General features: G+C 35.4%; 22 protein-coding genes and 1 tRNA gene. 12 read left to right on the top strand and 11 right to left on the bottom strand.

What is annotated here, in order from left to right; genetic code table 11:
- Positions 1 to 11: 11 nt before the first annotated feature.
- The 12 genes from mnmG (at position 12) to argS (ending at position 12,203) form a co-directional block, all read left to right on the top strand.
- Positions 12 to 1,871: a tRNA uridine-5-carboxymethylaminomethyl(34) synthesis enzyme MnmG gene (mnmG, locus tag EL158_RS06180; protein ID WP_027303610.1), complete on the top strand. Its 1,860-nt coding sequence runs from the start codon at positions 12 to 14 to the stop codon at positions 1,869 to 1,871.
- 113 nt (positions 1,872 to 1,984) lie between these two features.
- Entirely contained in the window at positions 1,985 to 2,488 is a 504-nt protein-coding gene (petA, locus tag EL158_RS06175; RefSeq protein ID WP_027303609.1) for a ubiquinol-cytochrome c reductase iron-sulfur subunit, read from the top strand.
- A 1-nt stretch (position 2,489) separates the two neighbouring features.
- Entirely contained in the window at positions 2,490 to 3,740 is a 1,251-nt protein-coding gene (locus EL158_RS06170) for a cytochrome b (protein WP_027303608.1), read from the top strand.
- Positions 3,737 to 4,864, top strand: a complete 1,128-nt coding sequence (locus EL158_RS06165) for a c-type cytochrome (RefSeq protein WP_027303607.1) — start codon at positions 3,737 to 3,739, stop codon at positions 4,862 to 4,864. Before EL158_RS06170 ends, EL158_RS06165 begins: the two co-directional genes overlap by 4 nt.
- A gap of 156 nt (positions 4,865 to 5,020) precedes the next feature.
- Positions 5,021 to 5,809: a 30S ribosomal protein S2 gene (rpsB, locus tag EL158_RS06160; protein WP_004277670.1), complete on the top strand. Its 789-nt coding sequence runs from the start codon at positions 5,021 to 5,023 to the stop codon at positions 5,807 to 5,809.
- Positions 5,809 to 6,885, top strand: a complete 1,077-nt coding sequence (gene tsf, locus EL158_RS06155; protein ID WP_004277669.1) for a translation elongation factor Ts — start codon at positions 5,809 to 5,811, stop codon at positions 6,883 to 6,885. Before rpsB ends, tsf begins: the two co-directional genes overlap by 1 nt.
- Before the next feature lies 1 nt (position 6,886).
- On the top strand, positions 6,887 to 7,522 hold the full coding sequence (locus tag EL158_RS06150; RefSeq protein ID WP_027303606.1) for an ABC transporter ATP-binding protein: 636 nt from the start codon (positions 6,887 to 6,889) through the stop codon (positions 7,520 to 7,522).
- Positions 7,509 to 8,276, top strand: coding sequence for a flagellar biosynthetic protein FliR (fliR, locus tag EL158_RS06145; protein WP_027303605.1), 768 nt, complete (start codon positions 7,509 to 7,511; stop codon positions 8,274 to 8,276). Before EL158_RS06150 ends, fliR begins: the two co-directional genes overlap by 14 nt.
- A gap of 54 nt (positions 8,277 to 8,330) precedes the next feature.
- Complete coding sequence (locus EL158_RS06140; protein ID WP_027303604.1) at positions 8,331 to 9,749, top strand: hypothetical protein; 1,419 nt, start codon at positions 8,331 to 8,333, stop codon at positions 9,747 to 9,749.
- Positions 9,746 to 10,363 carry a guanylate kinase gene (gmk, locus tag EL158_RS06135; RefSeq protein WP_027303603.1) on the top strand — a complete coding sequence of 206 codons (618 nt, stop codon included), beginning with the start codon at positions 9,746 to 9,748 and terminating at the stop codon, positions 10,361 to 10,363. Before EL158_RS06140 ends, gmk begins: the two co-directional genes overlap by 4 nt.
- 1 nt (position 10,364) lies before the next feature.
- Positions 10,365 to 10,601, top strand: a complete 237-nt coding sequence (gene tatA / locus EL158_RS06130; RefSeq protein WP_027303602.1) for a twin-arginine translocase TatA/TatE family subunit — start codon at positions 10,365 to 10,367, stop codon at positions 10,599 to 10,601.
- Positions 10,602 to 10,610: 9 nt separating this feature from the next.
- A complete protein-coding gene (argS, locus tag EL158_RS06125; protein ID WP_027303601.1) occupies positions 10,611 to 12,203 on the top strand; it encodes an arginine--tRNA ligase in 1,593 nt (530 codons plus the stop codon).
- On the opposite strand, the gene EL158_RS06120 is transcribed toward argS, so the two are convergent.
- The 11 genes from EL158_RS06120 to EL158_RS06075 form a co-directional block, all read right to left on the bottom strand.
- A complete protein-coding gene (locus EL158_RS06120) occupies positions 12,200 to 12,454 on the bottom strand; it encodes a TFIIB-type zinc ribbon-containing protein (RefSeq protein WP_004275760.1) in 255 nt (84 codons plus the stop codon). The genes argS and EL158_RS06120 overlap by 4 nt on opposite strands.
- Positions 12,455 to 12,498: 44 nt before the next feature.
- Positions 12,499 to 13,002 (bottom strand): threonine/serine exporter family protein, encoded by a 504-nt coding sequence (locus EL158_RS06115; RefSeq protein WP_027303600.1) that lies wholly within the window; start codon positions 13,000 to 13,002, stop codon positions 12,499 to 12,501.
- Positions 12,999 to 13,775 (bottom strand): threonine/serine exporter family protein, encoded by a 777-nt coding sequence (locus EL158_RS06110; protein ID WP_027303599.1) that lies wholly within the window; start codon positions 13,773 to 13,775, stop codon positions 12,999 to 13,001. Before EL158_RS06110 ends, EL158_RS06115 begins: the two co-directional genes overlap by 4 nt.
- A complete protein-coding gene (locus EL158_RS06105) occupies positions 13,772 to 14,380 on the bottom strand; it encodes a DedA family protein (protein WP_027303598.1) in 609 nt (202 codons plus the stop codon). Before EL158_RS06105 ends, EL158_RS06110 begins: the two co-directional genes overlap by 4 nt.
- Positions 14,380 to 14,862: a peptidylprolyl isomerase gene (locus EL158_RS06100; protein WP_027303597.1), complete on the bottom strand. Its 483-nt coding sequence runs from the start codon at positions 14,860 to 14,862 to the stop codon at positions 14,380 to 14,382. The genes EL158_RS06105 and EL158_RS06100 overlap by 1 nt, the downstream gene beginning before the upstream one ends.
- Entirely contained in the window at positions 14,856 to 16,715 is a 1,860-nt protein-coding gene (locus EL158_RS06095) for a motility associated factor glycosyltransferase family protein (protein WP_174705426.1), read from the bottom strand. Before EL158_RS06095 ends, EL158_RS06100 begins: the two co-directional genes overlap by 7 nt.
- Complete coding sequence (locus tag EL158_RS06090) at positions 16,696 to 18,480, bottom strand: motility associated factor glycosyltransferase family protein (RefSeq protein ID WP_126361535.1); 1,785 nt, start codon at positions 18,478 to 18,480, stop codon at positions 16,696 to 16,698. The genes EL158_RS06095 and EL158_RS06090 overlap by 20 nt, the downstream gene beginning before the upstream one ends.
- On the bottom strand, positions 18,480 to 18,629 hold the full coding sequence (locus EL158_RS08555) for a hypothetical protein (RefSeq protein WP_164715687.1): 150 nt from the start codon (positions 18,627 to 18,629) through the stop codon (positions 18,480 to 18,482). Before EL158_RS08555 ends, EL158_RS06090 begins: the two co-directional genes overlap by 1 nt.
- Positions 18,626 to 19,333, bottom strand: a complete 708-nt coding sequence (locus tag EL158_RS06085) for a YebC/PmpR family DNA-binding transcriptional regulator (protein ID WP_027303594.1) — start codon at positions 19,331 to 19,333, stop codon at positions 18,626 to 18,628. Before EL158_RS06085 ends, EL158_RS08555 begins: the two co-directional genes overlap by 4 nt.
- A gap of 169 nt (positions 19,334 to 19,502) precedes the next feature.
- Positions 19,503 to 19,579 (bottom strand) — tRNA-Ile (locus EL158_RS06080).
- 51 nt (positions 19,580 to 19,630) lie between these two features.
- Positions 19,631 to 20,731 carry an FtsW/RodA/SpoVE family cell cycle protein gene (locus EL158_RS06075; protein ID WP_004277653.1) on the bottom strand — a complete coding sequence of 367 codons (1,101 nt, stop codon included), beginning with the start codon at positions 20,729 to 20,731 and terminating at the stop codon, positions 19,631 to 19,633.
- Positions 20,732 to 20,803: the final 72 nt, after the last annotated feature.

The raw sequence follows: 20,803 nt of genomic DNA, 5'->3' as shown, positions 1-20,803 counted from the left end.
TAAGGCTTATAATGTATGATATTATCGTAATAGGTGGCGGACACGCCGGCATAGAGGCGAGTGCTGCTGCTGCTAAAATGGGTAAGAAAACTCTTCTTTTAACAACTCTTATTGAGCAAATTGGTGCGGCAAGTTGCAATCCTGCCATAGGGGGACTAGCTAAAGGGCATTTAGTAAAAGAGCTTGATGCTATGGGTGGCTTAATGGGAGAAATTACCGATGAGGCGGGTATTCAATTTCGCATTTTAAATGAAAGCAAGGGTGTAGCCGTGCGAGGTAGTAGGGCACAAATTGATATGGACCGCTACCGCATTATTGCTAGAAATAAGCTTTTACAACTTAAAAATTTGGAAATTTCCCAAGAGCAAGTTATAGAATTAATTTTCAAAAATGATGAAATAAAAGGCGTTAGAACAAATTTAAATCACAATTATTACGCGAAAAAAATAATTCTTACCACAGGCACTTTTTTAAATGGATTGATTCATATAGGAGAAAATCAAATTGAGGCAGGGCGTGTAGGTGAAATGGCATCTATAAAGCTTGGAAATTCCTTAAGAAAACTTGACTTAAAGATAGGTAGGCTTAAAACAGGAACTTGCCCTAGAGTGGATGCAAAAAGCATTGATTTTAGCGTTTTGGAAATTCAACACGGAGATGCAGAGCCTAAGCCTTTTAGTTTTAGAACGAAGAATTTTTCACCTACGCAACTGCCTTGCTTTATCGCAAGGACGAATTTAAATACACATCAAATCATTAAAGATAATTTTTATAGAGCTCCACTTTTTACTGGGCAAATTGAGGGCGTTGGTCCTAGGTATTGTCCGTCCATAGAAGACAAGATTAACCGCTTTAGCGATAAAGAAAGCCATCATCTTTTCATAGAGCCGCAAACTAAAGAGGCTAGCGAGTATTATATTAACGGCTTTTCGACTTCTTTACCTTACGAGGTGCAAACACAAATGTTAAAAAGCATTAAGGGTTTTGAAAATGCCAAAATAACGCGTTTTGGTTACGCTATTGAGTATGATTATATTGACCCAACCGAGCTTTATCACAGCCTAGAGCTTAAAAAGGTTAAAAATTTATATTGTGCGGGGCAGATTAATGGCACGACAGGCTATGAGGAAGCCGCCGCTCAGGGTTTTATGGCTGGGATTAATGCCGCATTAGCTTTGGAAGATAAAGAGCCTTTTGTTTTAGGGCGTGATGAGGCTTATATTGGAGTTTTGATTGATGATTTGGTAATGAAAGGCACGAAAGAACCTTATAGAATGTTTACTTCAAGGGCGGAATTTAGGCTACTTTTAAGGGAAGAAAATGCCATTATTAGACTAGGTAAATATGGCTTTAAATTTGGGCTTTTAAGCGAAAAAGAATTTCAAATGATAGAGAAAAGCCGTGAAAATATCGAGCGAGGATTAAATTTTTTGCTAACTAAAGAATTAACTCCAAGTAATGAAAATAACGCTTTTTTAAAGGAGTTAGGTGAGGAGAAAATTACTTCTATTGTAAGTCTTCAAAAAGTAGTCGCAAGAGCGAGTTTTGATGTGGGTAAATTACGCAAACTTGACTCATTTTTTGAGAATATGGACGCATATTCTTTACAAGAAATTTTAAGCGAGGCAAAATATTATCATTACATCACTATGCAAAAAGCACAAGTGGAAAAAATGAAAAACTTAAGCTCTCTTAAAATCCCAGCGGATTTTGATTTTAAAAATGTAAGCGGCTTGAGCAATGAAGTGGTCGAAAAGCTTGAAAAATTTAGACCGCCTACACTTTTTGCTGCAAGTGAGATTAGCGGGATCACCCCTGCTGCTTTAGACATTTTACACATTTATATTAAAACAAAAAATAAAAGTAAATAATTTTTAAGTTTCAAGTTAGAAATTTTAAACAAAAATAGCAAAAAAGAAAAAATTTATTTTATTTTAGATAAACTGCTAGGTTTATTAAATTAAATTTCAAGGAAAGGAAAATTATGGCTATCTCTGAAAGTAGAAGAGGCTTTATGGGCTTTGCATTTGGAGCTGTGGCTGCTGTGGGTGGTGCTTTTTCACTTGTAGCGATGAAAAAGACTTGGGACCCACTTCCTAGCGTTAAGGCGGCTGGTTTTACCACGGTGGATTTAAGCTCTATGCAAGATGGCGAACTTAGAACGATAGAGTGGCGTAAAAAGCCTATTTTTATTTTAAAAAAGGCTGCGGATATGGCAAAAGATTCAAAGCGTGATGTAGTGATAGAAAATGCTTCTTACACCGTTGTAATAGGGCTTTGCACTCATTTGGGTTGTATTCCTGCCTATGCTCCAAGCGAACAGCTTTTTAAATGTGCCTGTCATGGAGGCGAATTTGATATTAGTGGAGTTAATGTTTTTGGACCTCCTCCAAGACCGCTTGATATTCCTCCTTTTAAAATAGAGGGGACAAAACTCGTTCTAGGAGAAGAGGGTTCTGAGTATCAAAAAATGGTAGCGGAGGCTTAAGATGGCACAGATTAGAAAAGCAAATGGCATAGTGGATTGGCTTGATCAAAGACTCGCGGTTCACAAATTGCTTGATGTATTGATGAATAAATACTGGATACCAAAACAAATTAACTTTTTATGGGCTATGGGTGTGATTTTAACCACGCTTTTTACCATACTTTTTGTAACAGGGCTTTTACTTGTGATGTATTATAAGCCTGATGTGGCTTTAGCTTTTGATAGTGTTAATAAAACTATTATGCAAGAGGTTGAGTATGGTTGGCTGTGGCGTCATATGCACGGAGTGGCGGCGTCTGTTGTCTTTTTGGTCATTTATATTCATATGCTTACAGGGATTTATTATGGCTCTTATAAAAAGGGTCGTGAAATGATATGGATAAGCGGCATGCTTTTATTTGTCGTGTTTTCGGCTGAGGCTTTTAGTGGTTATATGCTTCCTTGGGGACAGATGAGTTATTGGGCGGCACAAGTTATTACAAATCTTTTTGGCGGAATTCCTTTCATAGGTGATGCTTTAGTTGTGTGGATAAGAGGCGATTATGCAGTATCTGACCCAACCTTAACGCGATTTTTTATGCTTCATGTTTGTTTGCTTCCTATTGTGATTATTATGATTATAGTGTTTCACTTTTATTCCTTAAGAATTCCACATGTCAATAATGAAATAGCTGAAGAATTAGACTTTGACCTAGAAGCGGAAAAATATATGGCAGGAGATACAAAAGGCTCTAAGGTTATACCATTTTGGCCGGGCTTTTTAAGTAAGGATTTTGTATATATTAGCTTATTTATGATTTTCTTTTTCTATTTGGTAAGTTTTAAATTTAGCTTTGCTATGGATCCTATCAATTTTGACCCAGCGGATGCTCTTAAAACCCCAGCACATATTTATCCTGAGTGGTATTTCTTGTGGAGTTATGAAGTTTTAAGAGGCTTTTTCTTTGATGTGGGTGGTATTAAGGCTTTTGATATAGGCTTGGCTGCTTTTGGTATCGCTCAAGTGATTTTCTTTTTATTTCCTTGGCTTGATAGAAGTGATGTGGTCAAACCAGCTCATGAAAGACCTCTATTTTTTATATGGTTTTGGGTTTTACTTATAGATTTAATTGTTTTAACTGTGTATGGTAAATTGCCTCCAACAGGCATCAATGCTTGGGTAGGATTTTATGCTTCTATCGTATTTTTATTGTTGCTTATTGTAGTTTTACCTATGATTACAATAATGGAAAAAAAAGGAGCTAAAAAATGAGAGAATTAAAGATATTTTTAGTTGTAGTTGCATTTACAGCCCTTACATACTGGGGCGTTGAGCCTTACGCACACTCTATAATGAAGCCTCATGTAAGCCCTGCGAATTTTAATTTTGCGGAAGAGGACTTGAGCTTTGCTAAAGGTGTAGTTGCGGACAAAGAAGCCCTTTTAGCTCAGGCACAAAAAGAAAATGATGTCTCACAGGTAGAAAGTGCGACTAAAGCCCTTGATGCAGCTAAAGAGAATTTAGCAAAAAATGAAGCACTTTGGGCTAGTGTGGAAAAAATAGATTTTGCAAAAGGTGATGCAACTAAGGGTAAGGCATTTTTTGAAGGCAATTGTTTTGCTTGCCACGGCTTAAAAGAAGATGGGATCGCTTCAAATTTTACAGATTCTTCTGCTTATGGTGTGATACCGCCTGATTTAAGCTCGGCTGCTTTGCTTTACGATGAGAAATTTTTGGCTGCTTTGATTTTAAATCCAGCTTTAGCATTGAAGGTTGATCATAAATTTGGTGATGCCTTTATTATGACAGCTTACAATAGTGAAACTTCTGGCGAGAGCGAGAAAATTGTTAATCAAAACATAGCCGATGTGATTGCTTATCTTAAAGAGATGGCTTTAAAATTTGAAGAAAAAGAAAATGCTAGAATTAAACAAGAGGTCGAAGAAAAATACGCTAAAGTTGAAGAAGGTGCTGAAAAAACTGCTTTAATGGAGAAAGAAACAATCTTTGCTAAAGAAAGAATGCTTTTTATCGAGTCTTGCGGTCGTTGCCACGATATGAGGTATGATGGCTTTTTTAGTCCTTCAGCTAAAAATGATTTAAAGGGCTATTTAGGTTCTGTTCCGCCTGATTTATCGATGATGATAAGAAGTAGAGGAGAGCAGTATCTTAACGATTTTGTCAATAATACGCAAAAACTTCTTCCAGGAACGGCTATGCCAAGGGTAGGTTTAAATGAAGCCACACAAGCGAAAGTGATTTCTTACATTGAAAAAGTAGGCGATAGTAAAAAAGAAGAAAGAGAAAGTCTTGGAATTTACATTATGATTTTCTTTGTGATTCTTAGTATTTTTGCGATTTTATGGAAGCGTTCTGTCTGGTCTAAACTACATTAATGCAAGTCGCCTTTTGGGCGACTTTTCTTTATCTAAGTAAAAACTAAACTTAAATTTTGTATAATCACGGCTTATTTCACACGCATCAGTCCTTATTTAGCTGCTTAGGTGATGAAGGGATGCGGAGGAAAAAGCTAAAATTATAAGGAGAAACTCATGGTTAGTATGAGGGATTTGTTAGAATGTGGTGTGCATTTTGGACACCAAACAAGACGCTGGAATCCAAAAATGAAAAAATACATTTTTGGTGAGAGAAAGGGTATTTATGTGATTGACTTGCAAAAGACCCTAAGATATTTTAGATACACTTATAATATCGTCCGTGATGCTGCTGCTGAGGGCAAAACTATACTTTTTGTCGGCACTAAAAAACAAGCGGGCGGAGCCATTAAAGAATACGCTGAAAAATGTGGTATGCCTTATGTGAATCATCGTTGGCTTGGTGGTATGATGACAAATTTTGGCACGATAAGGCAAAGTATTCGTAAGCTCGAAGTGATAGAAAAAATGGAAGAAGATGGAAGCATTAAGCTTTTAACTAAAAAAGAAGCTTTAATGCTAACAAGAAAAAAAGAAAAATTACTCGCTTATCTTGGTGGAATTCGTTATATGAAAAGTCAGCCCGATATGATTTTTGTAATTGATACCGTGAAAGAAAGAATTGCCGTTGCTGAAGCAAATAGACTTAAAATTCCTGTGGTAGCACCACTTGATACAAATTGCGATCCAGACTTAGTAACCTATCCTATCCCGGGAAATGATGATGCGATTCGTTCTGTGCAGCTTTTTTGTCAAGAAATGGCTGAGGCTATTAATGAGGGCAAGGCTTTAAGAGAGCAAGATGGCGTTGTAGAAAGCGAAGAAAAAGAAATCAGCGAAGAAGAAAAACAAGAAGTTTTAGAAGAAGCTATGAGTGAAGAAGATTTTGAAGAGGAGCAAGAATAATGGCTGAAATTTCTGCACAAATGGTCAAAGAGCTACGCGAAAGCACAGGTGCTGGAATGATGGATTGCAAAAACGCTTTAAAGGAGACTCAGGGCGATTTTGAAAAAGCAGTTCAGCTTTTAAGAGAGAAAGGTTTGGGTAAGGCTGCCAAAAAAGCTGATAGACTTGCAGCTGAAGGTTTAGTAAGCGTTAAGGTAAGTGATGATTTTACTAGTGCAACTGTGAGTGAGATTAATTCAGAAACAGATTTTGTCGCTAAAAATGAGCAATTTATTGCCTTAACTAAAGATACTACAGCACATATTCAAAATCATAGTCTTAAGAGCATTGAGGAGCTTCAAGTTAGCACAATTAACGGTGTTAAATTTGAAGAATATTTAAAAAGTCAAATTGCGACCATAGGTGAAAATTTGGTTGTGAGGAGATTTGCCACGCTAAAGGCAAGTGAAAAAGGCGTTGTTAATGGCTATATTCACACAAATGGACGCGTGGGAGTTATCATTGCGGCAGCTTGTGAAAGCACTGAAGTGGCAAATAAAGCTAAGGATTTTTTAAAGCAAATTTGTATGCATATAGCAGCGATGAAACCGACTTATTTAAGCTATGATGAGCTTGATATGGACTTTGTAGAGAGTGAATATAAGGCTTTGGTTGCAGAGCTTGAAAAGGAAAATGAAGAGAGAAGAAGGCTTAAAGATCCTAACAAGCCAGAGCATAAAATTCCTAAATTTGCTAGTCGTAAGCAACTTAATGAAGCTATTTTAAAGCAGGCTGAAGAGGATATTAAAGCAGAGCTTAAAGCTCAAAATAAACCTGAGAAAATTTGGGATAAAATTATCCCGGGTAAGATAGAAAGCTTTATCGCCGAGAATTCACAGCTTGATAGCAAATTAACCTTAATGGGACAATTTTATGTAATGGATGATAAAAAAACCATTGCACAAGTAATCACTGAAAAAGAAAAAGAGTTGGGAGGTTCAATTAAAATAGTCGAATTTATCCGCTTTGAAGTAGGTGAGGGCTTGGAGAAAAAGACTGAAGACTTCGCGGCAGAGGTTGCCGCACAAATAGGCTAAAATGGAACTTCTAAGAGCGGAAAATTTAAGTCATAGCTTTGATTATCCGCTCTTTGAGAATTTAAACTTATCTTTGAGAGCTAAAGATTGCATAGCCGTTCAAGGAAGTAGTGGCTGTGGTAAATCTACGCTTTTGCATATTTTATCTTCTTTTTTAAAGCCAAATTCTGGCATTGTTTTATATCAAAATCAAAATTTATATGATTTAAATGAAAATAAAAGGCTTGAAATTCGCCGTAGAGACTTTGGCATTATCTTTCAAGCACACTATCTTTTTAAAGGCTTTAGTGCTTTAGAGAATATAGAACTTGCTAGTGTTTTATCTAAGCAGGATTTAGATAAAAGGTTATTAAAAAAGTTAGGTATAGATATGCTTTTGGATCAAAAAATAGGCAAATTAAGTGGCGGACAGCAGCAAAGAGTGAGCATCGCTAGGGTGCTTTGTAAAAAACCACGCATTATTTTTGCTGATGAAGCGACAGGAAATTTGGATTTTGCTAACGCTAAAAATGTTTTACGCATTTTGATGGATTATGTGAAAGAAAATGATGCTGCTTTGTTTTTCGTAACGCACGATGACACGCTTGCAAGTCTTTGTGATAAAACCTACATTTTAAAAGCAAATGGAATTTGTTAATTATCTAGGCGATAAAAATGTAGCAACTTTTATGCTTTTGTTTGCTAGACTTAGTGGTCTTATTGTATTTTTTCCTTTCTTTTCGCATAATAGCATTCCTATGGTGGTAAAAACAACTATAGTATTTTTTCTCACGATGTTTTTATATCCTTTAGCGAAAATTGAAGTTTTGCATTTGGATAGTTTTTTTATCTTGCAGCTTTTAAGCGAGGTGCTTTTTGGTATGATAGCGGGGCTTATTATCCAATTTGTTTTTGTTATCATAATGATGGCAGGTGAGCAAATAGCTTTTACTATGGGTTTTACTATGGCAAGTGTGCTAGATCCTAGCTCGGGTATTAATATGCCTGTTACTTCACAAATTTTAAATTTACTTGCTTTGCTTTTCTTTTTGGCTTTTGATGGACATCATTTAATGCTTTTATTTTTAAGTCAAAGTTTAACTTATATTAATCTCGGTGGCTTTTATCCTAGCGAAAATTTTATGCAATATCTAAATTCTGGTATGTTGAGCGTGTTTGTGATAGGCTTTACTATGGCTTTTCCTATACTTGCCATTTCTTTGCTTGCCGATGTGATTTTTGGCATTTTGATGAAAACTATGCCACAATTTAATCTTTTAGTAATTGGCTATCCTATTAAAATCGCCCTTGCTTTTGTGGTTTTAATTGCCATTTTGCTTATTATGATGGAATATTTTAAAGAACTTATTGCGGAGGTTTTTTCAAATATGCAAACTCTTTTTTTTACCTAAGCTAATAATAAAAAAAATTATCATAAAATAAGCAATTATTTTTAAGGAAAGATGATGAAAATTTTACTTTTAAATGAAAATCCTGTTGTTTCTAAGCTTATCAATCTTAGTGCGCAAAAAATGTCTTATGAAATCAGTGAGTTGAGTGCTTACGAGGATGGAATTTATGATGTGATTATTGTAGATAGCGACACGCAAGCCGACCTTGACTTCCTAAAAGACAAATGCAAAAGGCTTATCTATCTTAATCCTCGCAATAAAGAGTGCAAACTTGATGTAGAAATTTTATCTAAGCCTTTTTTGCCGACAGATCTTTTAAATTTATTAAGCCAAGAGCCGTCAAAAGAAGCTGTGATAGAAGATGAAAATCCTTACGCAAATTTAAACCTTGATTTAGATGCTTTAAATTTGGACGATGTGCCAAATGAGAAAGAGAGCAAGGAAGAAGAGGTGGGAGAAGTGGGGCTTGAGGATTTAAGCTTAGATGAGGAACAAGAAGGTGAAAATTTGAGCGAGGAGACTCTTTCTTTAGAAGAAAATTTGGACGAACAAGAAGAGGAACGGGAAAATTTGGAGCCCGAAAAGCTAGAAGATGTAAAATTAGAGGGTGAAAATTTAGAAAATGAAGAAATTTCAAACGAAGAAAGTTTTGAAGATTTAAGTTTAGATGAAAATTTAAAAGAAGAAGTTAAAGAAGAAGATTTGGAGCTAAATTTGAGCGAGGAAGAAGAAAGGCAAGAAAGCGAACAAGAAACTTTAGAAAGTGAAAGCGAAGAGAAAAGCGAAAATTTAGAACTTGAAAATTTGGAAAATGAGCAAGAAAGTGAAAATGTAGAAGTTGAAAATTTAAAAAGCGAAGAAGATCTTTTGCCTATGGTTGAAGAGCAAGAGAGCGAGGTAAGTTTTGATGATTTACCAGAAGATGCCGAATTTTTGGGACAAGAAAAAGAGCAGAGTGTTGAAGCTGAAGAAACTTTACCTGTGGTCGAGGAAAATGAACAAGAAGAGACGCAAAATGAGCCTTTAAGCACAGAAGAGCAAATTAAAGATGAATTAGCACAACTTGATGAGCTTGATATGGATATCAATCAAGAAGATGGGGTGAAAGTTTTAGAGGAATTTAAAGATGAGCCCGTGCTAGATGATGAAGTTTTAGGCGTTAGCGATGAAGAGCTTGTCGTGCCAAATGTAGAACTAGATGAATTTGCCAACTTAAAAGAAAGGGATATCAAACAAGCTTTAGGCGAGGAAGTCAATTTTGAAGAGGAACAGACCACAAAAGAGACAGAAATACAAAATGATTTTGAAAAGCAAGAGCTTAAAATTTCACAAGATGAGCTTATGGAAGAGCTTAGTCAAGGCATTAGCAAGGCGATAAGTGCAAGCATTAAAGATGATACGCTAAAAGCCGCACTTAAGGGTATGAATATGAATATAAATATTAAGATAAGTTTTGATGAGGAAGGGCATTGAGAGGCTTTATCTTGCTCATTTCCGGTCCTAGTGGAGCTGGAAAATCAACCCTGCTTAAAAAGCTTTTTGAGGAATTTAAAGACGAGCTTTATTTTTCCATATCTTCCACAACAAGAACGCCTAGAGATGGTGAGATAAATGGGGTGCATTATCATTTCATCAGCCAAGAAGAATTTCAAAATGGCATAAAAAATGGAGATTTTTTGGAGTGGGCTAGGGTGCATGAGAATTTTTACGGCACTTCTTTAAGGCATACAAATAAGGCTTTAGATGAGGGAAAAATTGTCATTTTTGACATTGATGTGCAAGGTTTTAGGATTGCAAAAGAGAGTTTAGGAGATCAAATTGACTCTATTTTTATCACAACGAAAAACAAGGAGGAGTTAAAAAAAAGGCTTCTTAAGCGAAACACTGATACAATAGCACAGCTTGACAAAAGGCTTGAAAATGCTAGCGAAGAAATGGAAGAGCTTGAGGGGTATGATTATCTCATTATTAATGATAATTTAGAGAAAAGTTATGAGGCTTTACGCTCTATTTTTCTTTCTTTAAAATATAAAACAAAGAGGCAAGATATAGGGCAAATTCAAAATTTATGGAATAAAGGAGTATGATATGGGTATAGGAAATATAGGTGTTAGTGGTTGGATTATTATTTTAGTGATTGTAATTTTGCTTTTTGGAGCGAAGAAAATCCCAGAGCTTGCCAAAGGTGTTGGTAAAGGGATTAAGACCTTTAGAAGCGAAATGGATAATGATGATGAGCCAAAAAATGCGATGAAGATAGAAGAAAAGTCTGAGGAGAAAAAGGCTACTAGTGAAGCGAATTTAGATGAAACAAAAAAAGCTTAAGGTTTCATTTTGAAAAATATAGTTTATGAAGAAATTTATAAAATTTTAGGACGAGATTTTATCCTTGAAAATCCAAAAGATAAAGCTTTGGCACATTTTGCCACTCCACTTGCTTTTTCTTTAGCTAAAGAATTTAAAAAGGCTCCTGCTTTGATCGCTGCGGATTTGGCGTTGAAATTTGAAGATCATTTTTATTTCGAAAAAGTTGAAGCAGTAAATGGCTATTTAAATTTTAGACTTTCTAAAGCTTTTTTAGACATTCTTGCTAAAAAAGCTTTAAAGCAGCCTGATGAATTTGGTAAGGGTAAGGCAAAAAATGAAAGCTTTTTACTTGAATATGTTAGTGCAAATCCTACAGGACCGCTTCATATAGGGCATGCGAGAGGGGCTATTTTTGGTGATACTTTAGCAAGAGTGGCGAGACATTTGGGTTATAAATTTGATACGGAATATTATGTTAATGACGCGGGTAATCAAATTGATTTACTTGGACTTTCAGTTTTATTTAAGGTTAAGATACTTTGCTTAAATGAAGAGCTTGAATACCCAGAAAACGCTTATAAGGGCGAGTATATTGACGATTTGGCGCGTGAGGCTTTTGCAAATTTTGAAAAAGACTTTTTTACAATGGACAATGTGTCAAATTTAGCTTTTTGGGCTAAGGACAAAATGCTTGATTTGATTAAGAAAAATTTAGCACAGGCAAATATCATAATCGATCATTATGTAAGCGAAAGGTCTTATTATAACGCTTTGGAAGATACGATTAGGTCCTTAAAAGCACACGGCGGTGTTTATGAAAGGGATTATAAAATTTGGCTTGCTTCTTCGCTAAAGGGCGATGAAAAAGACCGCGTTATCGTGCGTGATGATGGGCGTGGGACTTATTTGGCGGCAGATATTGTTTATCATAAAGATAAGATGAGTAGGGGCTATGATAAGTGCATTAATATTTGGGGAGCGGATCATCACGGCTATATCCCAAGAATGAAGGCTGCGATTGAATTTTTAGGTTTTAATCCACAAAATTTGGAAATTATCCTTGCACAAATGGTATCTTTATTAAAAGATAATCAACCTTATAAAATGAGTAAAAGAGCGGGAAATTTCATTTTGATGAGTGAAATTTTAGATGAGATAGGAAGTGATGCTTTGCGTTTTATTTTTCTGAGTAAAAAGTGTGATACGCATTTAGAATTTGACATTGATATTCTTAAAAAAGAAGATAGCTCTAATCCCATATTTTACATCAATTACGCTCACGCAAGAGTAAAACAAATTTTTCTTAAAGCAGGAAAAAGTCTTGATGATGTTTTAGAGGCTGATTTGTCAAATTTAAACGATGAGGCGACAAATTTGTTATTTGAGGCTTTAAATTTGGGATCTGTTTTAAACGATGCTTTTGAGCAAAGAGCTTTGCAGAAAATTCCTGATTATCTTAAAGGATTGGCGGCTTCTTTTCATAAATTTTATTATGAAAATAGGGTCATAGGAACGGAAAATGAAGATAGCTTGTTAAAGCTTTTTGCTTTAGTGGCACTTAGTATTAAGACAGGGTTTGCCCTTATGGGAATTCGGGCAAAAGATAAGATGGAGCATTAAAAGTCAAAAAGCTCCCCTATCCAACTTTCTCTCTTTTTCTTTTTGTAATAGCCATCATTGTGGTGGCTTTGATGATAGTCATTTCTAGAGTAAGAAGAATTTGCTCTTTCATTGACAGGTGTGCTACGCTCGATGATTTTATCAAGCTCACCTCTATCAAGCCACACGCCGCGGCATTTAGGGCAATAGTCAATTTCTACGCCACTTCTATCACTCATCATTAAATCGACATTACAAACTGGGCAAAGCATATGTATCCTTTTTTTTGAAATTTATTGAATTTAAGCATAATTTTCTAAATAATGCGTTTAAATTCTTGGCGATTTCTAGTCATCATAAAGCTTTGTTCAAAAAAGATGAGTAGGGTTACAGACACGCCAACAGCTAAGGCTAGGGTTACAGAAAGAGCTGTGAAAAAATGGTCAAAAAAGCCAATTAAGAAATTTGTTTTAGCTTGCAAATCTTCGCTTCTTATAAAAGAGAAAAGATATAAAATGGCTTGATAGGCGTAAATTCCGGGTATCATAGGGATAAGGGCTGGGAAAGTGATGATTTCAGCGGGGGTTTTGCTGATTTTAGCACATAAAATCCCTAAACAGCCTATGCAAAAAGAAGCCATAAAGGTCGCTATGGCTAGGGTTTGAAAATGAAAATAATTTAATAAAGCAAAACGCAATCCGTGTGCGATAGCAGCAAGTAGGGCTGAAAAAATGAGCGTTTTTAAGGGAGGATTACAAGCATAAGCAAAGCCAAATCCAGCAATTGCAGCAAAAAGCATATCATTAAGCAAGGCACTCATTGTAAAATCCCATAATTTGAAAGACTTAAGGTTGTATAAATCCCCATAGCAATGCAGCATACTAAAATCACAACGCTAATAATACGACTAAGTCCCATTAAAATGTGGTCTTTTAAAATATCGATAACAGAATTGATGAAAAATACTCCCGGTATGAGATATAAAATACTTGAACCTAAAGCTATATCGGCTTCTTTTGTTAAATTTGTATCGACTCCTAAAAAAACAATCCACGATGAAATAAAAGCACAAATGACATATTGAATTCTTAAATCAATTTTAATTTTGGTTAAAATATATCTTAAGCTAAGTCCTGCAAGTGTGCCTAAAAACACTAAACAAAAGCCCCCAAAATCTCCTCCAAAAAGCCTACAAAAAGCGGCATTTCCAAGTGAGACGAGAAACAAAGTTAAGGCGTAGGGATGCTTTTTTTGCGTGCTGATTTGATAAAAAAGTTTTTTGGCGTTTTCTAATGTGTATTTTTTATCATAAATCGCCCAACTTAAAGCACTTAAATCTAAAATAAGCTTAAAATTCAAATATGCGTGTTTGTTGGGTATGATATAAGTGCGATTAATGGAATTATCATCTTTATCGACTATATTGATAGAAAAATGATGAAAGAAAAAGTTAATATTAACCTCATAGCCGTAAATTTGTGCGATTCTTTCGACACATTTTGAAACCCTTGCTGTGTAAGTGCCTGAGCTTAACATTAGCTTTGTGTATTCTGTTAGAAAGTCGCTTAAGGCTTGAACTTGTGGCTTTTTCATCGCTTTTCTTTAGTAAAAGGTTTTTTAATTTTGATATAAATAAGACTAGCAATGAGAACAAAAAGCAAGATAAAAAGTAAAATTTGATGTAAATATTCTTTAATCAAGTCTTCATTTTCTCCTAAAAAATAGCCCAAAAATACAAGTATGCTGACCCAAATTCCACTTCCAGCAGCGGTAAAAATGACAAAATTAATCACTCTCATTTTAGCCAAGCCTGCTGGCATAGAGATGTATTGACGAATGCCCGGAAGCAAACGACAAACAAAAGTAGAAAATTCGCCGTGCTTATTAAAAAAAACTTCAAATTTAGCAAATTTTTCTTCTGTAATGCCAAAAAAACGCCCATAACGCAAGATAAAATCTCTCCCCCAAAAAAAACAAAGATAATAATTAATTAAAGCTCCCAAAACAGAACCAAAAACCCCGCTCAAAATGCAAAGACTAAAATCAAGCTCTCCCTTATGTGCTAAATAGCCAGCAGGTATCATCACAACTTCGCTAGGAAAGGGTATGAAGCAACTTTCTATGGTCATTAAGATAATAATGCCAAGATAGCCCCACGCACTGGCTGTTTCGATGATGAAATTAAAAATTTCTTGCATTAAATTTGGCTTAAAATTTCAATATCTATGATTTTATCTCCTTGTTTAATGGAGTCTAAGACCTTAAGACTTTCCTTGTCTTTTTCGTCAATTTGTCCAAAAACGGTATGAACGCCGTCTAAATGAGGCTGTGGGCTATGTGTGATGAAAAATTGCGAACTGCCCGTATCGCGTCCTGCGTGTGCCATAGAGAGCGTGCCTCTTAAATGCTTGTGTGTTTGGTCATCACACTCGCAAATGATTTCATAACCGGCACCGCCTATGCCATTTCCGTGTGGGCAACCTCCTTGAATCACAAAGTCTTTTATAACGCGATGAAAGTTTAAATTTTTATAAAAACCCTCTTTGGCTAAATTTGCAAAATTGCACACCGTTTGCGGAGCTTCTTCGCCAAAAAGCTTGAGTTTGATGTCGCCTTTTTGGGTTTTGATGATTGCGCCTTTGTAATCTTTAACTTTACTTGTATCTATGGTTTTTAGCATTGATTTTCCTTTATGGCGTTTTCCAAAAGTTTTAGAGCGTTTTCTAATCTTAAATCTAGCGTTTGTAAAGCTTGAAAGATAAATTCTATCAACTTTAAATTTTCTTGCAATAAAATTAAGTTTTTATTAAATTGATCCTCTAAGGTTTTTGGATTTAAAACCAAAATTCTAGCAAGATTTAGTTTAAACTGGGTAATGTAAGGACTTAAAAGTTCAAATAATTCGTAATATTTTTCCTTAGTGTGTGAAAGAGAGTTTTGAATTTCGTCTAAAATTTCAAGTTCATAATGCTTTAGATTAACACTTTCAAGCTTTAAAATTTCTTCTTGTAAGCGTTTATGAAAATGTGAAAGTGTGATTTGAAATTCATCGCTATGTTTTAGAGCTAAAATGATTTTTTGATAGGCTTTTTGCAAAAGTTCTTTTGAATTTGTTGATTTTGTAAGGGGTGGGAAGGGTCTTTTTAGCTTTTCTTTTAAAAGTTCTTCGCAGCATTGCTTAAAGCTTTTTTCTATACAATGTTCTATCCTAGCACCGCCTTCTGTGGCATTGTAGCAGGTGGGGCTTTGGCGTAAAATAATATCTTCTAAATTTTGCTTAAATAAAAGCCAAGTGGTGTGAGTGAGAACTTCACCCTCTCCTCCATAAGCTAAAATGCCAAATTTGGCACTATCTTTTTCATAATCTTGCCCGTGCTGATAATCTTTAGGGTGTGAAAAGCCATTTTCATCATAGGCTAAGTCCTGTCCTATTAAAATGATATTTTTAGCACCAAGCTCACAAGCAAGAGAATAAGCCATACAGGCGACATTAGAAAGCGGATGCTCAAAATCATATTCTTTAAAATCCATAAAATGTGCGAAATTTAAAGTTTTATTAATAAGAATATAATTTTTATCTTTAAGATAATTAAGAGCATTGGGATGCACTAAAGAAACCAAAATAAAGCAAATCCCCTCATCAAAATCCCCAAAATCGTGCTTAAAAAATTCCGCCGTAAAATCACTTCTTTCCACCATACACACATAATCAGGCTTAATATTATGCTTTGCTAAAATAGGATAAGCACTATCCGCACAAAAGATTAAGGCTTTTTCTCTATACTCTTTTAAAAGAGGAAGTTGCTTTATAAGGCTTGGTCCTGTGCTTACGATAATGGCGTTTTTGCTTATATTGCGTCTTTTATCTAGGAATTCTTTAAGACTTGGGTGAGTTAGCTGGGCGGGGAGATTGAGGATAAATTGCTCTATGCCTTGTAAGGAGTCAAGCGGATCGTTTCCTTGAGAGCAAATGGCGTAGGTAAAGCTTTGAAGTAGGGTTTGATTAAGCTTTATAATATCATCGCTAAATTTTTCATAATAATCACTACAAAGCTCTAGAAAATACACTCTAGCATAGCTAAAAAAAGGCTCTAAGTAGCAAAGACAGCGAAGCTCCTCAGCACTTATAGTGTTAGCGTTAAAAAGTAAGATTTTCTGCTCTTTTAGTTCTTTTGAAAAATCAATGTGGTGAAAGATAGTGTAAAGAATTTCAAGCTCTCTTTCAAAAATGACAATGTGTTTTAAATGAGCGTTTGCTAGTAGGGCTTTAAATAAAAGCCCATTGCCAAAGCCGTAAAAATAAAGCACAGGATAAAGGGCAAATTTATCAGTGTAACGCTCTAAATTCTGCTTCAATTCACTTAAGGGATTTTGATACATCACCCCCCCCCCCCCCTCATCGAGCAAATTGACATCAAGTTCATTTTTGCCTACGATGAGTTTAAATTTGCTTTCTTTTATGCTAAGAAGCTCTTGTTTTAAAAGAGGATTTTTTAAGGCGTTTAAATTTGCGTTAAAGAGTGCTTCTTGCATATTTTTCCTTTATTTTATCTTTGTAAGGATTAAGATGAGTTAGAGCATTTTCGAGGGGGCTTAGGTGCTTGATAATCGTTTCTTTTTGCTCCGTTAAGCCTTGTTTTGCTAGGGAGATTAAACTTAAATGAGCGTTAGCATAAAGGAGGGTTTTTTGATAATTTTCTTGGATATTTTTAGCATTTTGCACCAAAATCGTAGCAAGATCAAATTCAAATTGCGCTAGGAGAGGGTTTAAAACATCAAATAAAATAGCCTTGTCTTTTTTATTTTTCTCTATCTTTTCTTTGCAATTTTCAATAAGCTGGACTAAATTTTGTTGTGTTTCTTTGAAGGTTTGAGGATTAGAAAGAGAAAAAGTCTCGTAGGCTTTTTGAATTTCACCTTCATTTTCTTCAAGCTCTTGTAAAAATGCCTTGCTTAAACTTAAACTTTGATAAATTTTAGCATAGCATTTGAGTAAAAGCTCGTCTTGCTTGGTTTGGTTTAAGGAATTTAAATTCTCAAAAGGTCTTTTTAGCTCTTCTTTTAAAAGTTCTTCGCAACACTGCTTAAAGCTCTTTTCTATCGTTCCTTCTATTTTGACTCCACCTTCTGTGGCGTTAAAAATGTCAATATCAAGCCATTTCTTAGCCTCTAAAATATCGGCTTCAAAGCTATGTTTAAACATATTCCAATACAAATTTGTTTCTACAAAACCTTCCCCACCATAAGCTAAAACGCTAAATTTCTTACTTTCGCTCTCGTAATTTTGCCCGTGCTGATAATCTTTAGGGTGTGAAAAGCCATTTTCATCATAGGCTAAGTCCTGTCCTATTAAAATGATATTTCGCACTTTCAAGCATAAAGATAGCACAAAAGCTAAATTCGCTACGCTTGGACCTCCATAATGCAGGGCAAAAGCATCGAGCCTAAAAGCCTTGATGAAAGGCAGGGTTTCGTTAAATACAATATAGTTTCTTTTGTATTGCTCCATATATTTAAGAGCGTTTGGATGCACGACACTTTTAAGGATAAAGCAAATCCCCTCATCAAAATCCCTAAAATCGTGCTTAAAAAATTCCGCCGTGATTTCAGGACGCTCAACCATACACACATAATCAGGCTTAATATTATGCTTTGCTAAAATAGGATAAGCACTATCCGCACAAAAAATTAAGGCTTTTTCTCTATACTTTTTTAAAAGCGGAAGTTGCTTTATAAGGCTTGGTCCTGTGCTTACAATAATGGCAGTTTTGGCAATGTTTTGCCTTTTGTTTAAAAGCTCTTTGATACTAGGACTATTTAAAATTGCAGGGAGATTGTGGATAAAATGTCCCACACCTTGCAAGGCGTCCTCTAGGTTATTTCCCTTGCTAAACATCGCTTGAGAAAAGGTTTCTTGTAAATCAAGCTCAAGCCTTTCATAATCTTGCTGAAAATTTTCATAATACTTAGCACCCAAATGCAAAATGCAAGTCTTAGCATAAGCTAAAAAAGGTTCTTTTGTGCAAAGCTCTCTTAAAATTTCATTATTTGTTTGATGATAGATGATGAGTTTTTGCTCTTTTAGCTCTTTTGAAAAATCAATGAGACTCAAGCACAGCCATAAAAGCTCTAAATTTCTTTCAAAAACCACCAAATGCTTATGATAAGGGCTTTGAAGTAGGGCTTTAAATAAAAGCCCGTTGCCAAAGCCGTAAAAATAAAGCACAGGATAAAACGCAAATTGCTCATTATAAAATTCTAGGCTTTGCTTAAGCTCGACTAAGGGATTTTGATACATCACCCCCCCCCCCCCTCTAAATTCGAAAAGTTGAGTTCTAAACTATCTTTTCCAAAGACGGGTTTAATGTGCGTATGCTTAATGTCTCTTAGCTCTAATTTTAGCGTTTGGTTTTCAAGGGCGTTTAAATTTTTTTCTAAAGTATTCATTCTATATTTGTATAAACAGCTTGGACATCGTCATCATCTTCTAATTTATCGAGCAATTTTTCTATATCGGCTAATTGCTCTTCATTAAAACTTACAGGCGAATTTGGCACATATTCAAGCCCTGCTTTTTTAACGACCAAATTTTTAGCCTCAATGGCATTGCTTAATTCTCCAAAAGCGGTATAATCACCGCTAATTAAAAGCTCTTCTTCGTCTTGATTTAGCTCCTCAAGTCCTGCATCGATGAGGTCAAGCTCAAGCTCCTCCAAATCGCCCTCAAATTTTTCTAAGTGAAAAACTGCCTTTCTAGCAAACATAAAGCCTAAAGCCCCATTTTGTAGCATTTCTCCGCCGTTTTTGTTAAAGATAGCCTTGACATTAGCCACGGTTCTAGTTGGATTATCACTCATACACTCGACCATTATCAAAGCTCCGTGCGGGGCTTTGCCCTCATAATGTATGCTTTTAATCTCCGCACTATCTTTACCGCTTGCCCTTTTGATTGCGGCGTCAATGTTGTCTTTTGGCATATTATTTGCCTTAGCGGTGGCGATGGCAGAACGCAATTTAGGATTCATATCAGGGTCGCTCCCACCTTCTTTTGCTGCGACTTGTATGGCTTTAGCAAGTTTAGGGAAAAGCTTACTCATCTTGTCCCATCTAGCTTCTTTTGAGGCTCTGCGGTATTCAAATGCGCGTCCCATAGTGTCCTTTCTTAGTGTTTTAAAGATGAAAGTATAAAATAATAAGGCTTTAAGGGTGTTTAAAAATTTAATGTTTGCAATAAAAAGATGAAGATAAAATTTTTAATTTTTAAAAATACTTATTTTGTAGATATTTGAAAGGGGTTAGTGAAAATATAGAATAAAATAATGGTGGATTTAGCAGGACTCGAACCTGCGACCAACCGGTTATGAGCCGGTTGCTCTAACCAACTGAGCTATAAATCCACTGGCTTAGTTTAAAGCCGAAATTATAGCTTAAAATCCTTAAAAAGAAATTTAACCTTTTATTTTATCCGTCCAAAAAAATCTAAAGGTAATTAAATGTTGTAAAATGCCAAAAAAGACCATAAAGGTTGTAAAAGAGCTTCCTCCATAGCTAAAAAAAGGCATAGGCACACCAACTACCGGTGCAAAACCCACGGTCATAGAAATATTAACAGCCGTGTAAATAAAGATAAATAAGGCGACACAATTAATCACAACGCGTGTGAAATAATCTTCTTTAAATTTGTAATTTAAACTTAATAAATGAAAAATGAGTAGAGCATACAAAAGCACCAAAAATAAAGCTCCAAAAAAGCCAAAACGCTCCACAACATAAGCAAAGATAAAATCACTCGTTGAAATGGGTAGGAATTTAGAGTGCGTTTGCGTAGCTTCATCTTGCACCTTACCGCTAAGTCCTCCGCTACCTATGGCGATGATAGATTGTGCGACTTGATGGCTTGGTTTTTCGGATAAAAAATCGTGAATTCTTTGCTTTTGGTAGGGTTTTAAAAAATGTGTATAAATAAGCGGTGAGGCAAGGGCAAGGGCTAAAAAAATGCTAAGCCAAATTTTATAATTTACCCCTATGATAAAAAGCACACCAAAGCCTACTATTAAAAGAATGCTTGCTGTTCCAAGGTCCGGTTCTTGTGTGATGAGAAGAAAGGGCAAAAGAATAAAAAAGCTTAATTTTATAAAATCTTTAACTCCATAGCCTTCTTTTGGTGGGGGATTTTGATAGATGAGATAAGCTAACATTAAGATAAAAGCAGGTTTAAAAAGTTCAGAAGGCTGGATAGTAAAGGAGGTGAAAGGGATAGCAAGCCATCTTTTTGCTCCTAAATTTTCTACGCCAAATAAATCTACGCTCAAAAGCAAAGCGATATTAATCCAATAAAGCACAGGGATAAGCCAAATAAATCTTCTAAGCGGTAAAAGAAAGAAAAAAGAAAAGGTCAAAAAGCCCACACAAATGTAAATAAACTGCTTTTCGGCTAATCTAGCACTTGCTTCATAAATGAGAAAAAAAGAAAGCATAATGATAGGCAGGATAAGTATGGGCTGGATATAGTCAAAATGCGTAAGTATTCTTCTGTCAAGTTTAAACAAAATTTGCCTTTTGTGATAAAATACGCAATTATACGCTAGAATTTTAAATCTTACGCTAAGGAAAGATAAAAT

The sequence above is a fragment of the Campylobacter upsaliensis genome, assembly GCF_900637395.1.
GTDB lineage: Bacteria > Campylobacterota > Campylobacteria > Campylobacterales > Campylobacteraceae > Campylobacter_D > Campylobacter_D upsaliensis.
Note: the sequence above shows the minus strand (reverse complement) of the source record. Positions and strands in the feature narration are given on the sequence as shown.

What these genes read in the sequence shown, in the direction of transcription:
- EL158_RS06100 (WP_027303597.1), bottom strand. Translation starts at nt 14,862, where the DNA reads ATGCTAAAAACCATAGATACAAGTAAAGTTAAAGATTACAAAGGCGCA.
- tsf (WP_004277669.1), top strand. Translation starts at nt 5,809, where the DNA reads ATGGCTGAAATTTCTGCACAAATGGTCAAAGAGCTACGCGAAAGCACA.
- petA (WP_027303609.1), top strand. Translation starts at nt 1,985, where the DNA reads ATGGCTATCTCTGAAAGTAGAAGAGGCTTTATGGGCTTTGCATTTGGA.
- EL158_RS06085 (WP_027303594.1), bottom strand. Translation starts at nt 19,333, where the DNA reads ATGGGACGCGCATTTGAATACCGCAGAGCCTCAAAAGAAGCTAGATGG.
- EL158_RS06110 (WP_027303599.1), bottom strand. Translation starts at nt 13,775, where the DNA reads ATGAAAAAGCCACAAGTTCAAGCCTTAAGCGACTTTCTAACAGAATAC.
- EL158_RS06150 (WP_027303606.1), top strand. Translation starts at nt 6,887, where the DNA reads ATGGAACTTCTAAGAGCGGAAAATTTAAGTCATAGCTTTGATTATCCG.
- EL158_RS06090 (WP_126361535.1), bottom strand. Translation starts at nt 18,480, where the DNA reads ATGTATCAAAATCCCTTAGTCGAGCTTAAGCAAAGCCTAGAATTTTAT.
- mnmG (WP_027303610.1), top strand. Translation starts at nt 12, where the DNA reads ATGTATGATATTATCGTAATAGGTGGCGGACACGCCGGCATAGAGGCG.
- EL158_RS06170 (WP_027303608.1), top strand. Translation starts at nt 2,490, where the DNA reads ATGGCACAGATTAGAAAAGCAAATGGCATAGTGGATTGGCTTGATCAA.
- tatA (WP_027303602.1), top strand. Translation starts at nt 10,365, where the DNA reads ATGGGTATAGGAAATATAGGTGTTAGTGGTTGGATTATTATTTTAGTG.
- EL158_RS06165 (WP_027303607.1), top strand. Translation starts at nt 3,737, where the DNA reads ATGAGAGAATTAAAGATATTTTTAGTTGTAGTTGCATTTACAGCCCTT.
- rpsB (WP_004277670.1), top strand. Translation starts at nt 5,021, where the DNA reads ATGGTTAGTATGAGGGATTTGTTAGAATGTGGTGTGCATTTTGGACAC.
- EL158_RS06140 (WP_027303604.1), top strand. Translation starts at nt 8,331, where the DNA reads ATGAAAATTTTACTTTTAAATGAAAATCCTGTTGTTTCTAAGCTTATC.
- EL158_RS06115 (WP_027303600.1), bottom strand. Translation starts at nt 13,002, where the DNA reads ATGAGTGCCTTGCTTAATGATATGCTTTTTGCTGCAATTGCTGGATTT.
- EL158_RS06095 (WP_174705426.1), bottom strand. Translation starts at nt 16,715, where the DNA reads ATGCAAGAAGCACTCTTTAACGCAAATTTAAACGCCTTAAAAAATCCT.
- EL158_RS08555 (WP_164715687.1), bottom strand. Translation starts at nt 18,629, where the DNA reads ATGAATACTTTAGAAAAAAATTTAAACGCCCTTGAAAACCAAACGCTA.
- EL158_RS06105 (WP_027303598.1), bottom strand. Translation starts at nt 14,380, where the DNA reads ATGCAAGAAATTTTTAATTTCATCATCGAAACAGCCAGTGCGTGGGGC.
- fliR (WP_027303605.1), top strand. Translation starts at nt 7,509, where the DNA reads ATGGAATTTGTTAATTATCTAGGCGATAAAAATGTAGCAACTTTTATG.
- EL158_RS06120 (WP_004275760.1), bottom strand. Translation starts at nt 12,454, where the DNA reads ATGCTTTGCCCAGTTTGTAATGTCGATTTAATGATGAGTGATAGAAGT.